12 protein-coding genes and 1 pseudogene are annotated in these 17,302 nt (G+C 72.0%); 11 read left to right on the forward strand and 2 right to left on the reverse strand.

Annotated features, from left to right (window positions below; all coding sequences use genetic code 11):
- Positions 1–72 precede the first annotated feature (72 nt).
- The 4 genes and pseudogenes from IF22_RS33340 (at position 73) to IF22_RS0123275 (ending at position 4,943) form a co-directional block, all read left to right on the forward strand.
- Positions 73–1,850 (forward strand): annotated as a pseudogene (locus IF22_RS33340) (N-acetylglutaminylglutamine amidotransferase).
- A complete protein-coding gene (locus IF22_RS0123265; RefSeq protein WP_051708733.1) occupies positions 1,851–3,689 on the forward strand; it encodes a S9 family peptidase in 1,839 nt (612 codons plus the stop codon).
- Between the two features lie 17 nt (positions 3,690–3,706).
- Positions 3,707–4,261, forward strand: coding sequence for a hypothetical protein (locus IF22_RS0123270; RefSeq protein WP_051708734.1), 555 nt, complete (start codon positions 3,707–3,709; stop codon positions 4,259–4,261).
- A 133-nt stretch (positions 4,262–4,394) separates the two neighbouring features.
- Positions 4,395–4,943: a dihydrofolate reductase family protein gene (locus tag IF22_RS0123275; protein ID WP_030335403.1), complete on the forward strand. Its 549-nt coding sequence runs from the start codon at positions 4,395–4,397 to the stop codon at positions 4,941–4,943.
- 7 nt (positions 4,944–4,950) lie between these two features.
- On the opposite strand, the gene IF22_RS0123280 is transcribed toward IF22_RS0123275, so the two are convergent.
- Positions 4,951–7,989: an AfsR/SARP family transcriptional regulator gene (locus tag IF22_RS0123280; RefSeq protein ID WP_245233714.1), complete on the reverse strand. Its 3,039-nt coding sequence runs from the start codon at positions 7,987–7,989 to the stop codon at positions 4,951–4,953.
- A 111-nt stretch (positions 7,990–8,100) separates the two neighbouring features.
- On the opposite strand from IF22_RS0123280, the gene IF22_RS0123285 reads away from it, so the two are divergent.
- Positions 8,101–8,856, forward strand: coding sequence for an alpha/beta fold hydrolase (locus tag IF22_RS0123285; protein ID WP_051708735.1), 756 nt, complete (start codon positions 8,101–8,103; stop codon positions 8,854–8,856).
- A gap of 69 nt (positions 8,857–8,925) precedes the next feature.
- Complete coding sequence (locus IF22_RS0123290; RefSeq protein ID WP_030335408.1) at positions 8,926–9,198, forward strand: GlsB/YeaQ/YmgE family stress response membrane protein; 273 nt, start codon at positions 8,926–8,928, stop codon at positions 9,196–9,198.
- Between the two features lie 115 nt (positions 9,199–9,313).
- Here IF22_RS0123290 and IF22_RS0123295 read toward each other — a convergent pair whose 3' ends face one another.
- Entirely contained in the window at positions 9,314–9,778 is a 465-nt protein-coding gene (locus tag IF22_RS0123295; protein ID WP_030335409.1) for a hypothetical protein, read from the reverse strand.
- A gap of 206 nt (positions 9,779–9,984) precedes the next feature.
- On the opposite strand from IF22_RS0123295, the gene IF22_RS0123300 reads away from it, so the two are divergent.
- The 5 genes from IF22_RS0123300 (at position 9,985) to IF22_RS0123320 (ending at position 17,247) form a co-directional block, all read left to right on the forward strand.
- Complete coding sequence (locus tag IF22_RS0123300) at positions 9,985–11,838, forward strand: hypothetical protein (RefSeq protein WP_030335411.1); 1,854 nt, start codon at positions 9,985–9,987, stop codon at positions 11,836–11,838.
- A 268-nt stretch (positions 11,839–12,106) separates the two neighbouring features.
- A complete protein-coding gene (locus tag IF22_RS35490; protein ID WP_167337331.1) occupies positions 12,107–12,253 on the forward strand; it encodes a hypothetical protein in 147 nt (48 codons plus the stop codon).
- Positions 12,253–13,473 carry a YeiH family protein gene (locus IF22_RS0123310; RefSeq protein ID WP_030335414.1) on the forward strand — a complete coding sequence of 407 codons (1,221 nt, stop codon included), beginning with the start codon at positions 12,253–12,255 and terminating at the stop codon, positions 13,471–13,473. Before IF22_RS35490 ends, IF22_RS0123310 begins: the two co-directional genes overlap by 1 nt.
- A 220-nt stretch (positions 13,474–13,693) precedes the next feature.
- Positions 13,694–14,734 (forward strand): GDP-mannose 4,6-dehydratase, encoded by a 1,041-nt coding sequence (locus IF22_RS0123315; RefSeq protein WP_051708736.1) that lies wholly within the window; start codon positions 13,694–13,696, stop codon positions 14,732–14,734.
- Between the two features lie 125 nt (positions 14,735–14,859).
- Positions 14,860–17,247 carry a galactose-binding domain-containing protein gene (locus IF22_RS0123320; protein ID WP_030335417.1) on the forward strand — a complete coding sequence of 796 codons (2,388 nt, stop codon included), beginning with the start codon at positions 14,860–14,862 and terminating at the stop codon, positions 17,245–17,247.
- The last annotated feature ends 55 nt before the right edge of the window (positions 17,248–17,302 follow it).

The raw sequence follows: 17,302 nt of genomic DNA on the forward strand, positions 1-17,302 counted from the left end.
GACGCAACCCGGCCCGCCAAGCCTGGACCGGTCAGCGGCCCAGCGGACCCAGCCGATGAGAGGTGCGTGCGAATGTGCGGTATCGGCGGCGAACTCCGCCTCGACGGGTCACCACCGGACCTGGCGGCCGTCGAGCGGATGCTCCCCGCGCTGGCCTCCCGGGGACCGGACGGCGAGGGGCGGTGGCAGCACGGACCGGTGGCCCTGGTGCATCGCCGGCTGCGCATCATCGACCTGTCCGACGCGGGGGCGCAGCCGATGGTCGACCCGGAGCTGGGTCTGGCGACCGTCTTCAACGGCTGCATCTACAACTACCGGGAGTTGCGCGACGAGCTGACCGCCGCCGGTTACGCCTTCCGGTCCACCTCGGACACCGAGGTGATCCTCAAGGCGTACCACAGGTGGGGGACCGCCTGCGTCGAACGGTTCTACGGGATGTTCGCGTTCGCCCTGGTCGAGCTGGCCACGCACACGGTGGTGCTGGCCCGGGACCGGCTCGGCATCAAGCCGCTCTACCTGGCCGAGGGGCCGGGCCGGGTGCGCTTCGCCTCGACGCTGCCGGCGTTGCTCGCCGCCGGTGACGTCGACACCGACCTCGACCCGGTGGCGCTGCACCACTACATGAGCTTCCACTCGGTGGTGCCGCCGCCCCGCACGATCCTCACCGGGGTCCGCAAGCTGCCGCCGGCCACCGTGCGGGTGATCACCGCGGACGGTCGGAGCACCGACACCCCTACTGGCGGCCGGAGTTCAACCGGGCCGCCGCCCCCGCCATGTCCGCCGACGAGTGGCAGGAGCGGCTCATGGCCGCGCTGCGCACCGCCGTACGTCGGCGGATGGTCGCCGACGTGCCGGTCGGCGTGCTGCTCTCCGGCGGTCTCGACTCCAGCCTGATCGTCGCCCTGCTGGCCGAGCAGGGCCAGAGCGGCCTGGCCACCTTCAGCATCGGCTTCGAGGCGGCGGCGGGGGAGAGCGGCGACGAGTTCCACTACTCCGACCTGGTGGCCCGCCACTTCGACACCGACCACCAGCAGATCCGCATCGGCGCGCAGCGCTTCGTCCCCGCCGTGCACCAGGCCATCGCGGCGATGAGCGAGCCGATGGTCAGCCACGACTGCGTGGCGTTCCACCTGCTCTCCGAGGAGGTCTCGCAGCGGATCACCGTGGTGCAGTCCGGGCAGGGCGCGGACGAGATCCTGGCCGGCTACGACTGGTACCCGCCGATGGCCAACGTGGCCCGCGCGGACGCCGTCGAGGCGTACGCCCGGGTGTTCTTCGATCGTCGCCACGACGCGCTCGGCGGGCACCTGGCGCCCGAGTGGATGCTCGACCACGACGCCAGCCTGGAGTTCGTCGCCGCGCACTTCGGCGCGCCCGGCGCGGACACCGCGCTGGACGCGGCGCTGCGGTTGGACAGCCTGGTGATGCTGGTCGACGACCCGGTGAAACGGGTCGACAACATGACGATGGCGTGGGGGTTGGAGGCCCGGGTGCCGTTCCTCGACCACGAGGTGGTCGAGCTGGCCGCCGCCTGCCCACCGGCGATGAAGCTGGCGCAGGGCGGCAAGGGTGTGCTGAAGGCGGCGAGCCGGGGCATCGTCCCGGACGAGGTGATCGACCGGCCCAAGGGTTACTTCCCGGTGCCCGCCATCCGGCACCTCGCCGGCCCGCTGCTCGACGACGTGCGGGACGCGCTGACCGCCCGACCGGCGCGCGAGCGTGGGCTGTTCCGCAAGGACTACCTGGAGGAGTTGCTGGACGCGCCGAACGCCCGGCGGACCACGCTGGGCTCCAACGCGCTCTGGCAGCTCGGGCTGCTGGAGCTCTGGTTGCAGCGGATCGGGGTTTAGATGAGCGTACGGACCGAGGCGCCACGCACCGCCCGGCGGGCCCGACCCGCGATCCCCCGTCCGGTGTCGCCGCCGGTGGGTGCGGACTTCGCCCCCGCGCCGTCGCCGGACGGTCGCCGGGTGGCGTTCCTCTCCGACCGGGCAGGTACGCCCGGCGTCTGGGTCTGCGAGGTGGACGCGGGCACGCCCGTCGCGCTGCCCGTCGGCGACGAGCCGGTGCTCGCGCTGAGCTGGTCCCCGGACGGGCAGTGGCTGGCCTGCGTCGTCGCCCCCGGCGGTGCGCCCCGCACCGAGCTGTGGGTGCTGCGCCCGGACGGCACGCGACGCCGCCAGGTCGCCGGGTTCGGCCGGCGTAGCGCCACACTGGCCGGCTGGTTGCCCGGCGGCGCGCTGATGGCGGTCACCGAGACCGACGCGCACGGGCGGGCCCTGCTGGTCGACGCGGCCACCGGACACCGGCGGGTGCTCGCCGAGGGTGAGCTGCTCACCCTCCTGGACGTCACGGCGGACGGCGGGGCGGCCCTGCTGCGTCGCGGCCCGCGCAACGCCCGCTGGCTGGAGCTGCTCGACGTGGCCACCGGGGTTCGCCGGCGGCTGCTGCCCGACAGCGGACGGGGCAGCACCGACCAGGGGTGGTTCGGCCCGGACGGCACGAGCGTGCTGGCCCGCACCGACGCGTACTCGGAACTGGCCGCGCTGGTGCGGGTCGACCTGACCCGACCGGAGCAACCGCCGACCCGGCTCGCCGGTCGGCCGGACGCCGAACTGGAACACGTCACGCCGAGCGCGGACGGGCAGCGCGGCGCGCTGTTGTGGAACACCTACGGCGGGCGCAGCGAGCTGAGCCTGCTCGACTTCACCAGCGGGGTGCAGCGGGCCGTCGCCGCCCCCGGCGAGGTGCTCGGCGACGCCGTCTTCGCCGCCGACGGCGGCCTGCTCTGCCTCACCGCGCAGGGGCCGGTGCGGCCCCGCGAGGTGTGGCTGGTCGACCCGTCGACCGGGGCGTCGCGCCCGCTGCGGTCGGACACCGCCGCGCGTACGGACGACGCCGGTGTCGCGCCGTACATTGTCGACCTGCGGGCCCGCGACGGGTTGCCGCTCTCCGGCTGGCTCTACCGCCCGGCCGGGCCAGGTCCCTGGCCCACCGCGATCAGCCTGCACGGTGGCCCGGAGGCGCAGGAGCGTCCCGGTTACCACCCGCTGTTCCAGGCCCTGGTGGCGCAGGGCGTCGCGGTGTTCGCACCCAACGTGCGCGGCTCGTCCGGGTTCGGCCGTTCCTTCGTCGCCGCCGACAACCTCGCCGGCCGCTACGGGGCGATCGCCGACGTGGCGGCCTGCGCCGAATTCCTCGTCGACGCCGGTGTCGCCCGGCCCGGTCAGCTCGGCTGCCTGGGCCGCTCCTACGGCGGTTATCTGGTCCTGGCGGCTCTGGTGAACTTCCCCGGGTTGTTCGCCGCTGGGGTCGCCGAGTGCGGCATCTCCGACTTCCACACCTTCTTCGCCGGCACCGAGCCGTGGATCGCCGCCGCCGCCGTCAGCAAGTACGGCGACCCGCGGCGGGACGCGGACCTGCTGCGCGACCTGTCGCCGATGACCCACATCGACCGGCTCGACGTGCCGGTGCTGCTCATCCACGGCGCCAACGACACCAACGTGCCGGCGGGCGAGTCGGCGCAGGTCGCCGAGGCCCTCGCCGCCCGGGGTGTGCCGCACGGGCACCTGGTGCTCGCCGGTGAGGGGCACGACTTCCTGAGCCGTGCCAACGCCGAGGCGGCCCGGACGGCCACCGCCGCCTGGCTGACCCGGCACCTCGCCGCCACCGCGAGCGTGCTCGGCTGAGGCGTTATCCTGCGCCGGTGGAGGTCGCGGCGCAGGGCGAGCGGTTGGCCGCGGACCTGGGCCGCTGGCTGGCCGAGCTGACGTTCGTCGACCTGGACACCGACGAGGTCACCGCGCGGGTGATCGACGCGGTGGTGCGGTGGGCGGAGGGCCAGGGTTGGCGGGTCTACCGGCGCGCGCCCAGCGTGTTGCCGTTGCCACCGCCGCTTCAGCAGCGGCACTCGGTGCTCGACGTGGCGTGCGCCCGCCCGGACGGCCCGCCCGTGGTGGTGGAGGTCGACCACACCGACCGGGCCCGCACCGTGCAGAAGCTGCGCGCGGAGGCGGACGCCGGCCGGATCCCGATCTGGGTGCGGTGGGGCGTCGGGCGGTTCGCCGTGCCACCACCGCCGGTGCGGATGGTGACTGTCGAGGTGACCCGCCGCGCCGGGCCGGCCGGGCGTGGACGGCTGCACAGTCGCGTCGGCGACCGTCCCGCCCCGGCCCACTCGACCGGCGGCGGCGCGGTGACCCCGCAGGCGTTGCCGATCCCGCTGACCGACCCGCTTCCGGACCCGCCGTCGGGTCCGTGAAAGGGCCCGCCGTCGGGCCCGCTGTCAGGCCCGCTTCCGGGCCCGCGAAAGGGCACCTGAAGCGAATCGTAAGCGGTCGCCGGCAGAGTTCTGGGTGTCACCGGAGAGCACGACCGACACCCAGGAGATTCCGATGCGCAAGCTCATCAACTCGACCTACATCACCCTCGACGGCGTCATCGAGAACCCGATGTGGACCGGGCCGTACTTCGACGAGGAGGCCATGAGCCTCGCCGGAGCGCAGACCGACGAGGCGGACGCGATGCTGATGGGCCGGGCCACCTACGACGGCATGTCCGTGGCCTGGCCGAACATGGACGAGAGCGACCCGACCACGGGCGCGGCGTACTTCAACAACGTCAAGAAGTACGTCGCCTCCACCACCCTGACCAACCCCACCTGGAACAACACGGAGGTGCTCCAGGGCGATCTGGTCGCGGCGGTCACCGCGCTCAAGGCCCAGGAGGGCAGGAACATCATCCAGTACGGCTTCGGCTCGGTCACCGCCCAGCTGATCCGGGCCGGTCTGGTGGACGAGGTCCGGTTCTGGATCCACCCCGTGCTGGAGGGCGCCGCCAGCGTGACCGTGCCGCTGACCGACTTCAAGGCGTCGTTCGACCTGGTCGACACCCGGGTGCACAAGAGCGGCGTGATCGTCGCCTCGTACCAGCCGAAGCGCTGAGCACCGGTCAGAGCTGAGCCCGGGCCTCGCCCGGGCTCAGCTTCGCGCCCTCGGCGACCAGCGCGTCGAAGCGTTCCCGACCGAGCGCGGCGCGCACCCGACCGGTCACCCGCTCGATCTCGTCGCGTTCGGCCGGGGCGGGCGGAGCCTGCGTGGCGAGCCGCGCCGCGGCGGCCGCGCCGAGCAACCGGGCGGCGGCCTCCGGGGCCCGCACCGCCGACGCCATCCCCTCCAGGGCGTAGCTCGCGTCGCGGGGCGCGGCCATCGCCTCGGCGACCTCGAACGCCTCGACGTGCAGGGCCAGCGCCGTGTCCGGGTCACCCCCCTGTTCGACCGCGTAGCCCAGCTCGACCAGGACCGGTGGCAGGTAGAGCGCAGGCTGGGCCTCGGCTCGCCCCCGCTCGGCGAGGCGGGTCAGGTGGGTGACGGCCAGATCGAGCTTGCCGTCGCGGCGGGCGGCCAGCCCGAGGCTCATCTCGGCGAAGACCAGTGCGCTGGGGGAGTCGTGCTCCTGCGCCAGCCGGTACGCGCGTTCGGCCAACTCCCGGGCCTGCGGGTAGTCGCGGGTCTGCACCGCCAGCCACGCCAGCCAGGACAGCTCGGTGCCGACCTGCGGCCACAGCCCCAGCTGCTCGGCCCAGCGCAGCCCGTCGCGGTGCAGTGCGGCGGCGCGGTCGTGCTCGCCGCGCATCTCCGCCAACGCGCCCACCCACTCGGTCGCCTGAAGCTGCCCCCACCGGTCGCCGAGGTCGGCGAAGAGCGCGGCGCTGCGGGTCGCCGCCCGCTCCAGCGTTGCCTGGTCGCCCAGCACGTGCGCGATCTTGGCCTGGGTGGTGAGCACCGCGGCCTCGGTCCACGCGTCGGAGGGGGTGGGCAACAGCTCCGCCGCCAGGGCCAGGTCACTGTGGCCGGTCACCGCGTTGGCCGCGAACCAGGCGCCCCGGCCGTCCGGGTCGCCGGCGACCGCGGCGCGCACCTGCGCCGGCGCGACGGCCTCGCCCCGCACCAGGGCGAAGCCCACCCGCCAGGCCGCCGCGCGGGCTTCCTGCGCCGGGTCGCCGCGCACCGACAGGGCACGCCGTGCCTCGGTGAGCCGGCCACGCAGAAACCAGTACCAGCTCAGTGCGACGGCCAGCCGCAGCCCGCCACCGTGGTCCAGCGCGGCACGCAGGTTCGCCGTCTCGGCGTCCAGCTGTGCCAGCCACCGCCGCTGCTCGGCCCCGCGCAGCCCGGGGTCGGCGCGCTCAACCAGCTCGGTGTAGTAGGCGGCGTGCCGGGCGCGGACCTCGTCGGCGTCGCTCAGGCGCTCCAGGCAGAACGCGGCCACCGATTCGAGCAGCCGGTAGCGCGGGGCCGCGCCGGAGTCGTCGAGCACCACCAGCGACCGGTCCACCAGTCGAGCCAGGGTGTCCAGGTCGGTGCGGCAGACGTGTTCGGCGGCCTGCGGGGTGCACCCGTCCGGAAACACCGCCAGTCGGGCCAGCACCATCCGGTCGGGCTCGTCCAGCAGGTCCCAGCTCCAGGCGATCACCGCGGTGAGCGTCCGCTGCCGGGGTGGCACGTCCCGCTGCGCGGTGGTGAGCAGCCGGAACCTGTCGTCGAGCCGGTCCACCACGCCGCGCACGCCCAGCGCGCGTACCCGGGTCGCGGCCAGTTCCAGCGCCAGCGGGAGGCCGTCAAGGCGACGGCAGAGCTGGGCCACGGCCGCCGCGCTCTGCCCGTCGAGGCGGAAACCGCGCTGCTGCGCGGCGGCGCGGGCGGCGAACAACCGGGCCGCCGCCGAGCGCCGGACCGTGTCCAGGTCACCGTCGTGCGGCACGGGCAGCGGGGGTACCTCCCAGAGCTGCTCACCGGTCAGCCCGAGTGGCTCCCTGCTGGTGGCCAGCACGCTCACCCCGGGCACGTGGCGCAGCAGCCGGGCGACCAGCTCGGCGACCGGCTCGATGACGTGTTCGCAGTTGTCCAGCACGAGCAGCAGCTGCCGGTGCCGCAGGGCGGTGACCACCCGGTCGGCGGGGGACAGGCTCGTGCCGGCGGTCTCATAGCCGCCCAGCGCGCCGAGCACCTGTTCGGCGACCCGGGCGTCACCGGCCGGCAGCGGCGCCAACTCGACCAGCTGGACGCCGTCCGGAAAGGACTGCGCGCGGGCCGTCTCGGTGGCCAGGCGGGTCTTGCCGACGCCACCCGGGCCGACCAGCGTGACCAGCCGCTGCCGGGACAGCAGCGCCCGCAGCTCGGCCAACGCCTCGGCCCGACCGACCAACTCGTCGAGCTGGGCCGGCAGGCTGTTCCGGATGATCGCCGCCTTCGGCGGGGCGCTGAGGCCGGCGTCCCGTTCGAGGATTCTGCGGTGCAGGGCGACCAGCTCCGGGCCGGGGTCGAGGCCCAACTCCTCCGCGAGGCGTTCGCGCAGGTCGGCGTAGCTGTCCAACGCCTCGGACTGGCGGCCCGCCGCGTACAGCGCGCGCAGCTGCACCGCCCGCAGCCCCTCGCGCAGCGGATGGCGGGCGACCAGCTCGGTCAGGTCCGCGGCCACCAGGTCGTGCTCGCCCCGGGCCAGCCGGGCCTGCGCCAACCGCTCCTGCACGACGAGGCGTTGCTCGGCGAGGCGGGCCGCCTCGGCACTGGCGAAAGCGGCGTCGGCCACGTCGGCGTACGCCTCGCCGCGCCACAGTGCCAGCGCCTCGGTCAGCCGCTCGACATCGGTGCTGCGGCTCAGGTCGACGAACCGATCCGCGTCGACGGCGTCGGCCCGCAGCAGGTAGCCGGGTGGCCGGGACTCGACCAGCTCACGGGCGCCCGGCTCGGCGTCGTTGAGCGCCTTGCGCAGCTGCGACACCCGCACCTGGAGGGCGCCGGCCGGGTTGGCGGGGGAGTCGTCACCCCACAGGTCGTCGATGAGGCGGTCCGCCGAGACCACCTGGTTGCGGTTGGCCAGCAGGTCGGCCAGCAACGCCCGTACCTTCGTGCCGGGCACCACCACCGGCTCGCCGGCGTCGGTGGTCACGGCGAGCGGCCCGAGCACCCCGAACTGCACGGCGGTCATCTTATGGCCTTGCCGGGGCGCCGTCCGGGCCCGCCGCCGGCCGGCCAGGGGCTTCGACACCGGTAAGGCGACCTGAAGTCGACCATAAGCGCGCGGGCGCACGGTGTGGGCATGGACATCTACTCCGAAGCGCATGGCAATGGTGAGGGCCGCCCACTGGTGCTGATCCACGGCGCACTCTCCGGCATCGGTACGTCGTTCGGCACGATCCTGCCGTCGCTGGCGAAGACCCGGCGGGTGATCGCCGTCGAGTTGCAGGCCCACTGCCACACCCCCGACGTGGACCGTCCGCTGACCGTGGAGCACTTCGCCGCCGACGTCGTCGAGTTGCTCGACCGGTTGGGCATCGGGCGGGCGGACGTTTTCGGCTGGAGCATGGGCGCGGCGGTGGCGCTGCGCCTCGGCACCCACCACGCCGACCGGGTGGGCCGCCTCGTGCTCGCCTCGGTGAGCTTCGACGAGGACGGCCTGCACCCCGGGCTGCTCGACGGGATCCAGGACCTGCAACCGGAGCACCTGCACGGCTCGGAGTTCCACGAGGAGTACCTGCGGACCGCACCGGACCCGGCGGGCTGGGCCACCCTGGTCACGAAGATGAAGGTGCTGGACGCGAACCTGCCCCGGTGGACCCCCGAGCAGGTCCGCGCGCTGGCCGCACCCACCATGATCGTGCTGGGCGACGCGGACATCGTCCAACCCGAGCACGCGGTGCGCATGTTCCGGCTGCTCGGCGGCGCGGTGCCCGGCGACCTGACCGGCCTGCCGGCCTGCCGGCTGGCCATCCTGCCCGGCACCACCCACACCACGATCCCGCAGCGCGCCGACTGGCTGGCCCCGATGATCGACGAGTTCCTGGGGGAGGCGTAGGGGTGTTTCGCAATCGGTTGCTCGGGGCAATCACCTGTCGACGACATCCCTCTGGAAGGACGAATCCCCGTGGAAGTTTCCGGCTTTTTCGCCGCCATCATCATCGGTCTGATCATCGGCGCGCTGGGCCGGCTCGTGGTCCCCGGCAAGCAGAACATCCCGATCTGGCTGACGCTGCTCATCGGTGTGATCGCGGCGATCCTCGGCACGCTCGTTGCCGGTGTCTTCGGCGTCGACGACACCAGTGGGATCGACTGGATCGAGCTGGTCATCCAGGTCGCCTTCGCGGCTGTCGGCGTGGCTGTCGCAGCCGGTGCCTACGGCCGCCGTCGGGTGCGCTGACCTCTCGCACCATCGTGCCGGCCCGCCCTCCCCCGGAGGGCGGGCCTCGCCGTGTCCGGACCCTGAACTGGACCAGCTACGTGGACCGTGCGGTCGGGATCACGAACCCCTCTCGTCAGCGTACGGATCCCTGTTCGGATCGGCGGCGGACCGCCGCTAGCAGGCGGCGTACGCCGAACACGTGGCCGCCCGAGGTCAGCAGGATCTGCCGGTACAGGCCGCCGGCCAGGCCGGGGAAGACCGCGCGTGTCTCGGCGCGCAGCCGTGACCGGGTCGGACCGTCGGCGTCGAGGCGGAAGGTCAGCGCGTACGTCGAGAACCGGTGGCTGCCCCGCAGGGCCAGCTCCTGACCGGGGATCGCGGTGGCGACGTGGAATCCGGGCAGTGTCGAGCCCTCGCTGAGGGGTCGGGGCCCGGACGTGACGGGGTCTGCGGCATGCACCAGGCGGGCGTACCCGCTAGCGCCGAACCGCGAGAAGGACCTCTCCACGACGTCGATCAGGTGGGGCCAGACCCGGTCGGGCCCGGCGTTGATGAACGTGGTGTGTTCGTCCAGGTGGGGCAGTGGGTCGATCGGCATCGGCATCTCCCAGTTCGTCCGTCATCCTCCTCCGCCCGGCGCGAAGTTCGCCGTCCCGGTCATGGCGGCCGGCCGAATTAACGGGTAGAAACATGTCGACCCCTTCGGCGCGCGACCCGTTCTCGGCCGCTGTGGTCAGAGAGCGCTCTCACGCCGCCCCAGCTGCGCCGGACGAGACGGTCCGGTCAGCGGAGAGGACGAACCACATGACAAGCCCGTCCCGACGTACCCTCACCCTTGCCCTGCTGGTGACCGCCGCCGTCACCATGTCCAGCACCGCCGCCACCGCCGGCCGCCCCACGCACGGCGCACCCGACTTCGGCCCGAACGTGACGATCTTCGACCCGTCCATGCCGGTCGGCCAGATCCAGCAGACCCTCGACGCCGCGCACGCCCGGCAGGTCGACAACGAGATGGGCACCGAGCGGCACGCCTACCTGTTCAAGCCGGGCACGTACGGCACCGCCGCGCAACCGCTGCAGGCCAAGGTCGGCTACTACACCGAGGTGTCCGGCCTGGGCGCCTCGCCCACCGACGTCGCCATCAACGGCAAACTCGAGGTCTACAACCGTTGCCTGGCCGACGGCGGCACCGGCAACTGCCTGGCGCTGGTCAACTTCTGGCGCACCCTGTCCAACCTCTCGCTCACCATCAACGCGGCCGGCCAGGACGACTGCCGGTCGTCGGCGAACTTCTGGGCGGTGTCCCAGGCGGTGTCGATGCGCCGGCTGAACATCGGCGGTGGTGGTCTGTCGCTGATGGACTACTGCACCGCCGGTCCGCAGTACGCCAGCGGCGGCTTCATCGCCGACTCGCGGCTGCCCGCCACCACCAACGGCTCACAGCAGCAGTGGCTGACCCGCAACAGCGAGGTCGCGGGCTGGTCCAACGCGGTGTGGAACCAGGTGTTCGCCGGGGTCGAGGGCGCGCCGGACGACGCCAGCTTCCCCGACCCGCCCTACACCACGCTGGAGACCACCCCGCTCAGCCGGGAGAAGCCCTACCTCTTCGTCGACGGCAAGGGCCGCTACCAGGTGCGGGTGCCCGCCGCCCAGCGGGACAGCCGGGGCGTCTCCTGGGCCGACGGCATGACGCCGGGGCGGACCATCGGGATCGGCGACTTCTTCATCGCCAAGCCCTCCGACCCGGTGCGGGTCATCAACAGCCAGCTGGCCCGGGGCAAGCACCTGCTGCTCACCCCCGGCACGTACGACATCGCGCGCAGCATCGAGGTCCGACGGCCGGACACCGTGGTGCTCGGGATCGGGCACGCCACGCTCACCGCCGTGAACGGCGCGATCCCGCTGGACGTGGCCGGTGTGCCCGGGGTGATCGTCGCCGGTGTCACGATCGACGCCGGCACCGTCGAGTCGCCGGTCCTGCTGCGGGTCGGACGCCAGCACGGCCACAACGCGAGCAGCTCGCACAACCCGACCACGCTCTCCGACGTGTACTTCCGGGTCGGCGGTCCGCACATCGGACGGACGAACACCGCGCTGGAGGTCAACAGCGACAACGTGCTCATCGACCACACCTGGGTGTGGCGCGGCGATCACGGCGTCGAGGGCTTCACCGAGGGCGTCAACGGTGACACCGACCGCTGGCGTACCAACACCGGTCGCTACGGGGCCGTCATCAACGGCGACCGCGTGACCGCTACCGGGCTGTTCGTCGAGCACTTCCAGCGGTACAACACGGTCTGGAACGGCGAGCACGGCACCACGATCCTCTACCAGAACGAGCTGCCGTACGACCCGCCGACGCAGGCCGACTGGATGAACGGCCCGGTCGAGGGCTGGGCCGGGTACAAGGTCGGTGACCGGGTGCGTCACCACACCCTGTACGGCGGCGGGGTGTACGTCTTCAACCAGAACAACCCGTCGATCCACACCGAGAACGGCTTCGAGGTGCCGAACCGGCCGGGGGTGCGGCTGCACCACATCATGACCGTCAACCTCAGCGCCGGCACGATCGACCACGTGGTCAACGGCGTCGGGGACGCGGCCGACATGACCCGTGTCGGCGCCCCGGTCTACCTGAGCCAGTACCCCACCCCGTAGCGGGGATCGGGCGTAGAAGCGGTGCCGGAGCCGGTCGTCGGCTCCGGCACCGCCGTAGGTGGTGCGATGCGTGGAGAATCCGCGCCAACGGTCTTGAATTCCTATCGACCCGGTAGGAAAATAGGTGAATGCCGGTTGGTCCACTCCTCACCGCCGGATCGCGCGTCGACTCGTGACCCCCGCGCACCGGCTGGGCTCCGAACGCACGCCACCGCACGTCCGACCGATCCGGCATCGCCGGATCGGTTCACCACCATGGAGGTACGCCATGACCACCGATCCGTCACCCCCCAACCCGGAGACCGCAGGGGAGTCCCGGCTCGCGTTCAACGAGGACTGGGTCGCGACCATCCTCGGGCTGGCACTGCTGGTCCTGGTCCTGCTCGGTGCCATCCCCGCCGGGCTGGTGCCCTGATGACCGCCGACGCGACCCGCACGGGCAGCGAGCCCGGCACGCCCGACGCCACCCGGGCCAGCGACGCACCCGCCGAAGACGTGGCCGAGCCGAGTACGTCGCCGACCACCGTCGACCCCGCCGGTCCGACCAGTGTGGTGCGTGACGGGGCGTTCTGGGCCTGGACGGCAGTCGGCCTGCTGATCGTGGTCGGTCTCGCCGCGCTGACCCGCTTTCTGGAGCAGAACGTCCCGGCCTGGGCCGAGGGCACCGCCGTCGAGGACATCGGAGCGGCGATCGAGTACCCGGTCTACGCGATCCTGCTCGGCCTGCTCGGCAACGTCGCCGTCACAGTGCTCGGATGGCGCGACCGGATAGCCGCCGCGTTCCGCACCGAGTTCTTCATCAAGACCGGTCTGGTGCTGCTCGGGGCGTCGATCAACCTGGCGGTCATCGCCAGCGCCGCCGGCCCGGCGATCGCCCAGGCGATCCTGCTGATCAGCGGGGTCTTCCTCTTCACCTGGTGGTTGGCTGGCCGGTTCGGCCTCGACGACAAACTGCGGGCGCTGCTCGCGTCGGCGGTGTCGATCTGTGGGGTCAGCGCGGCGATCGCCGCCGCCGGCGCGGTGCGGGCGCGCCGCGAGCAGTTGGCCTACACGGCGAGTCTGGTCATCGTCTTCGCGCTGCCGTCGATTTTCATCCTGCCCTGGTTGGCCGATGTATTCGGGCTTTCCGACGCGGTGGCCGGTGCCTGGATCGGTGGCAACATCGACACCACGGCCGCGGTCACCGCCGCGGGAGCGCTCGCCGGGGAGGAGGCTCTCCAGATCGCCAGCATCGTCAAGGTCACCCAGAACGCCCTGATGGGTGTGGTCGCGGTCGCGCTCACCGCGTACTTCACACTGCGGGTGGAACGACGGCCCGGCGCGGCCCGACCAGGTCTCGGTGAGCTGTGGACGCGGTTCCCGAAGTTCGTCCTCGGCTTCATCGCGGCCTCGGTCATCGCCACCTGGTACCTCGACGCGACGGGTGCGGACGGGAAGGCCACCATCGCCATCGTGAACGACCTGCGCGTCTGGTTCCTGATCCTGGCCTTCGTCAGCATCGGTCTGGAGGTCCGGGTCGCGTCGCTGCGGGAGGCGGGTTGGCGACCGGTGGCGGTGTTCGCCAGCGCCACGGTGTTCAACCTCGCGTTGGCGCTCGGCCTGGCGTTCCTGCTGTTCCGCAATTTCTCAGCATGAGGCGGGCGGTCGCCGCGGGGTCGTCTCGACAGCCCGTGAGCAAACTACTAGCGACACCGGTGACGTGCAGCTGAATGGGTGAAAACTGACCTCTAGGGACCGAATCACGGGTATCCACGCAGGGCATTGGGCTAAGTGTCCGTTTGGTAGCTGTTGGGTGGGTTACGGTCGGCCGGTTGCAGCTGCGGGCCGACCGTTCCGTCGTTCCAAGGAGTTCCTCATGGACCTGCCCGTCACCGCCGTCGGTGTCGATCCGCCGACGGGCCTGGTGCCCCGACGCGTGCTGGTCACCGGCGGCGCCGGCTTCATCGGCAGCCACGTGGTCGCCCGGCTGATGCTGATGGGCAGCCAGGTCCGGGTGCTCGACAACTTCTCCACCGGCCGGATCGAGAACCTGGCCGACGCCGTGTGCGGCGGGCTGACCGAGGCGGACGTCATCTCCGGTGACATCCGCGCGTCGGAGGGTGTCGAGGTCATCCACGAGTGGCAGCCGGACGTGGTGGTGCACCTCGCCGCGCAGCCGAGCCTTCCCACCGCCCGTCGTTCACCGCTGTACGACGCCGACGTGAACGTGTTCGGCACCGTCAACGTGCTGGACGCCTGCGCCCGCAGCGGCGTACGGCTGATCGTCAACGCGACCAGCAGCGACATCTTCGGCAGCGTCGCCGCGCACGAGTTGCCGGTGCGCGAGGACCACCCGATCGCGCCGGTGAGCCCGTACGGCGTCAGCAAGGCCGTCGGCGTGCACTACCTCGACTGGTACGGACGTCAGCACGGCCTGTCGTACACCTCGATGGTGTTGGGAAATGTCTACGGGCCCCGGCAGGAGGGCGGCGACTGCGGTGTGGTGTCCCTGATGGTCGACGCGCTGCTCGGGGGCCGGCAGGCGGTCATCCACGGCGACGGTACGCAGACCCGGGACTTCGTCTACGTCGGCGATGTCGCCGAGGCGATCGCGCTCGCCTGTCACCACAGCGGAGTGGGGACTGTCAACATCGCTTCGGGGCGGCAGACCAGCGTCAACGAGGTGTACGACACCGTCCGGGAGGCGTTCGGCGTCGACGAGGTGGCCCGTTACGAGCCGCTGCCCTGGTCGGGCGAGGTCCGCGACATGGCGCTGGACACCCGCCGGGCGCGCGAGCTGCTCGGCTGGCACCCCACTGTCGGCTTCACCGAGGGCGTCCGGATGACGGTGCGCGAAGCGCGCCGCCGCCAGACCGGCAGCCACATCCTGTCCCCGGCGTGGGCGCTCAGTCGCTGACATCCCAGCGCATATTTCCCGTCATCTGATCGGGAATTTCATCGAACAGTCTCACTCTTGCGGTGCGGCATCCACTGCTGCCACGATGACCGTCAATGCCTTCCGCCGAAGAAGGAGTGGTCGTTATGGCGGTGTCCCGCCGCAGGTTCGTCACATCGGTACTGGCCGGGTCCGCCCTCGCCACCGCCTCCACCACCGAGCTGCTCAACACGGTGGCCGGCCCCGCGCACGCCGCCAGTCCTCCCGGGGACGTGGTCGGCAAGGTGACGGTCGGCTACCAGGGCTGGTTCAGCGCCCCCGGCGACGGCGCGCCGATCGGCGGGTGGTGGCACTGGAGCCGCGACCGGTTCCAGCCGCCCTCGCCCGCCAACACCACCATCGTGTCCTGGCCGGACATGCGGGAGTACACCCGCAGTTACCCCACCGCGTACCCCAACCTGGGCAACGGCCAGCCGGCCACCCTTTTCTCCTCGTACGACCAGCAGACGGTGGACACCCACTTCCGCTGGATGCAGGAGTATGGCTGCGACACCGCCGCCCTGCAACGGTTCAACCCGATGGGCGACGAGGGCCCGACCCGCGACGCGATGGCGCAGAAGGTGCGCTCCGCGGCCGAGCGGTACAACCGCAAGTTCTACATCATGTACGACGTCACCGACTGGTTGAGTTTCCAGTCGGAGATCAAGACCGACTGGACGACGAAGATGGCGGCGCACACCGCGTCGTCCGCGTACGCCCGGCAGAACGGCAAGCCGGTCGTCTGCATCTGGGGTTTCGGGTTCAGCGAGCCCAGCCGCCCCTTCACCCCCGGGCCCTGCCTGGAGGTGATCAACTGGTTCAAGGCGCAGGGCTGCTACGTCATCGGCGGCGTGCCCACCTGGTGGCGGCAGGGCATCGAAGACTCCCGCCCCGGCTTCCTCGACGTCTACCACGCCTTCCACGCGATCTCGCCGTGGATGGTCTACCGGGCCAGGACCGTGGAGGAGCTGGACTCGTACTACAACAACGTCAACGTCGGCGACATGGCCGACTGCGCGGCCCGCGGCATCGACTACCTGCCCTGCGTGATGCCCGGCGACCTGGCCGGGGGGCACCGCAAACACGGCGACTTCTACTGGCGGCACATCTACAACATGATCCGGCTCGGCTCCCAGGGCCTGTACGTGTCCATGTTCGACGAGTACAACGAGGGCAACCAGATCGCCAAGACGTCCGAGACCCAGGCCACCACCCCGGCCGGCGCGAACATCCGGGCCCTGGACGAGGACGGCGTCGCCTGCTCCGCCGACTACTACCTGCGAATCACCGCCGACGGCGGCCGGATGCTCAAGAGGCAACTCGGCCTCACCGCCGTCCGCCCCACACCGCCGATCCTCGGCACATCACCCCCGACCGGCGGTGACCTCGCGGCCGGCCGGTCCACAGCGGCCAGCAGCCAGAACGGCCCGTTCGTGGCCTCGAACGCCGTCGACTCCAACGCCGGCAGCTACTGGGAGAGCGGCAACGGCGCGTTCCCGCACTGGTGGCAGGTCGACCTCGGCGCCAACCACCAGGTCAACAAGCTCGTCGTGCGGCTGCCCACCGGCTGGGGCGCGCGTACCCAGACCATCACCGTGCAGGGCAGCGTCGACGGCAGCTCCGTCTCGACCATCGCCGCCGCCTCCGCGTTCACCTTCGACCCGGCCACCGGCAACGCCGTCACCCGCACGCTGCCGACCACCACGGCCCGCCACATCCGGCTGAGCATCGCCGGCAACACCGGCTGGCCGGCGGGCCAGCTTTCCCAGGTCGAGGTGTACGCCGCCGGCGGCACCACGGACAACCCGCCGACCGCCCCGAGTGGCCTCACGGTGACCGGCCGGACGGCGAGCAGCGTGTCCCTGGCCTGGACGGCGTCGACCGACGACAACGGCGTGACCGGCTACCAGGTACGCCAGGGCGGCACGGTGGTCAGCACGGTCACGGGCACCACGGCGACCGTGAGCGGACTGGCCGCGTCCACCTCGTACACCTTCACCGTCGTCGCCCGCGACGCCGCCGGCAACACCTCGGCGGCCTCGAACGCGGCCACGGTGACCACCGACGCCCCGACCAACGCCGACCTGGCCCGAGGGCGGTCCACCAGCGAGAGCAGCCACGTCCAGAGCTACGGCTCGGGCAACGTGGTCGACGGCGACGCGAACAGCTACTGGGAGAGCGCCAACAACGCGTTCCCGCAGTGGGTGCAGGTCGACCTGGGCGCGACACGCACGGTCGGGCGGGTGGTGCTCAAGCTGCCGCCGTCGTCAGCCTGGGGGAGTCGGACGCAGACCCTCGCCGTCGCGGGCAGCACCGATGGGAGCGGCTTCGGGACCCTCGTCTCCTCGGCGGGGCGGACTTTCGACCCGTCGACGGGCAACCAGGTGACGCTGACGTTCACCGGCGCGCAGACCCGCTATGTGCGTATCACCGTGACCGGTAACACCGGCTGGCCGGCCGGACAACTGGCGGCACTGGAGGTGTACGCCAGCTGACCGGACGAGGGGCGGCCGCCGTACGCCGACCGGTGGCCGCCCCTCCACCCGTACG

The sequence above is a fragment of the Micromonospora parva genome (assembly GCF_000718515.1).
GTDB classification, from domain to species: domain Bacteria; phylum Actinomycetota; class Actinomycetes; order Mycobacteriales; family Micromonosporaceae; genus Micromonospora; species Micromonospora parva.

Bases quoted from the DNA above. Each gene is read 5' to 3' on its own strand.
- IF22_RS0123265 (WP_051708733.1), top strand. From the start codon at position 1,851: ATGAGCGTACGGACCGAGGCGCCACGCACCGCCCGGCGGGCCCGACCC.
- IF22_RS0123275 (WP_030335403.1), top strand. From the start codon at position 4,395: ATGCGCAAGCTCATCAACTCGACCTACATCACCCTCGACGGCGTCATC.
- IF22_RS0123280 (WP_245233714.1), bottom strand. From the start codon at position 7,989: ATGACCGCCGTGCAGTTCGGGGTGCTCGGGCCGCTCGCCGTGACCACC.
- IF22_RS0123285 (WP_051708735.1), top strand. From the start codon at position 8,101: ATGGACATCTACTCCGAAGCGCATGGCAATGGTGAGGGCCGCCCACTG.
- IF22_RS0123295 (WP_030335409.1), bottom strand. From the start codon at position 9,778: ATGCCGATCGACCCACTGCCCCACCTGGACGAACACACCACGTTCATC.
- IF22_RS0123300 (WP_030335411.1), top strand. From the start codon at position 9,985: ATGACAAGCCCGTCCCGACGTACCCTCACCCTTGCCCTGCTGGTGACC.
- IF22_RS35490 (WP_167337331.1), top strand. From the start codon at position 12,107: ATGACCACCGATCCGTCACCCCCCAACCCGGAGACCGCAGGGGAGTCC.
- IF22_RS0123310 (WP_030335414.1), top strand. From the start codon at position 12,253: ATGACCGCCGACGCGACCCGCACGGGCAGCGAGCCCGGCACGCCCGAC.
- IF22_RS0123315 (WP_051708736.1), top strand. From the start codon at position 13,694: ATGGACCTGCCCGTCACCGCCGTCGGTGTCGATCCGCCGACGGGCCTG.
- IF22_RS0123320 (WP_030335417.1), top strand. From the start codon at position 14,860: ATGGCGGTGTCCCGCCGCAGGTTCGTCACATCGGTACTGGCCGGGTCC.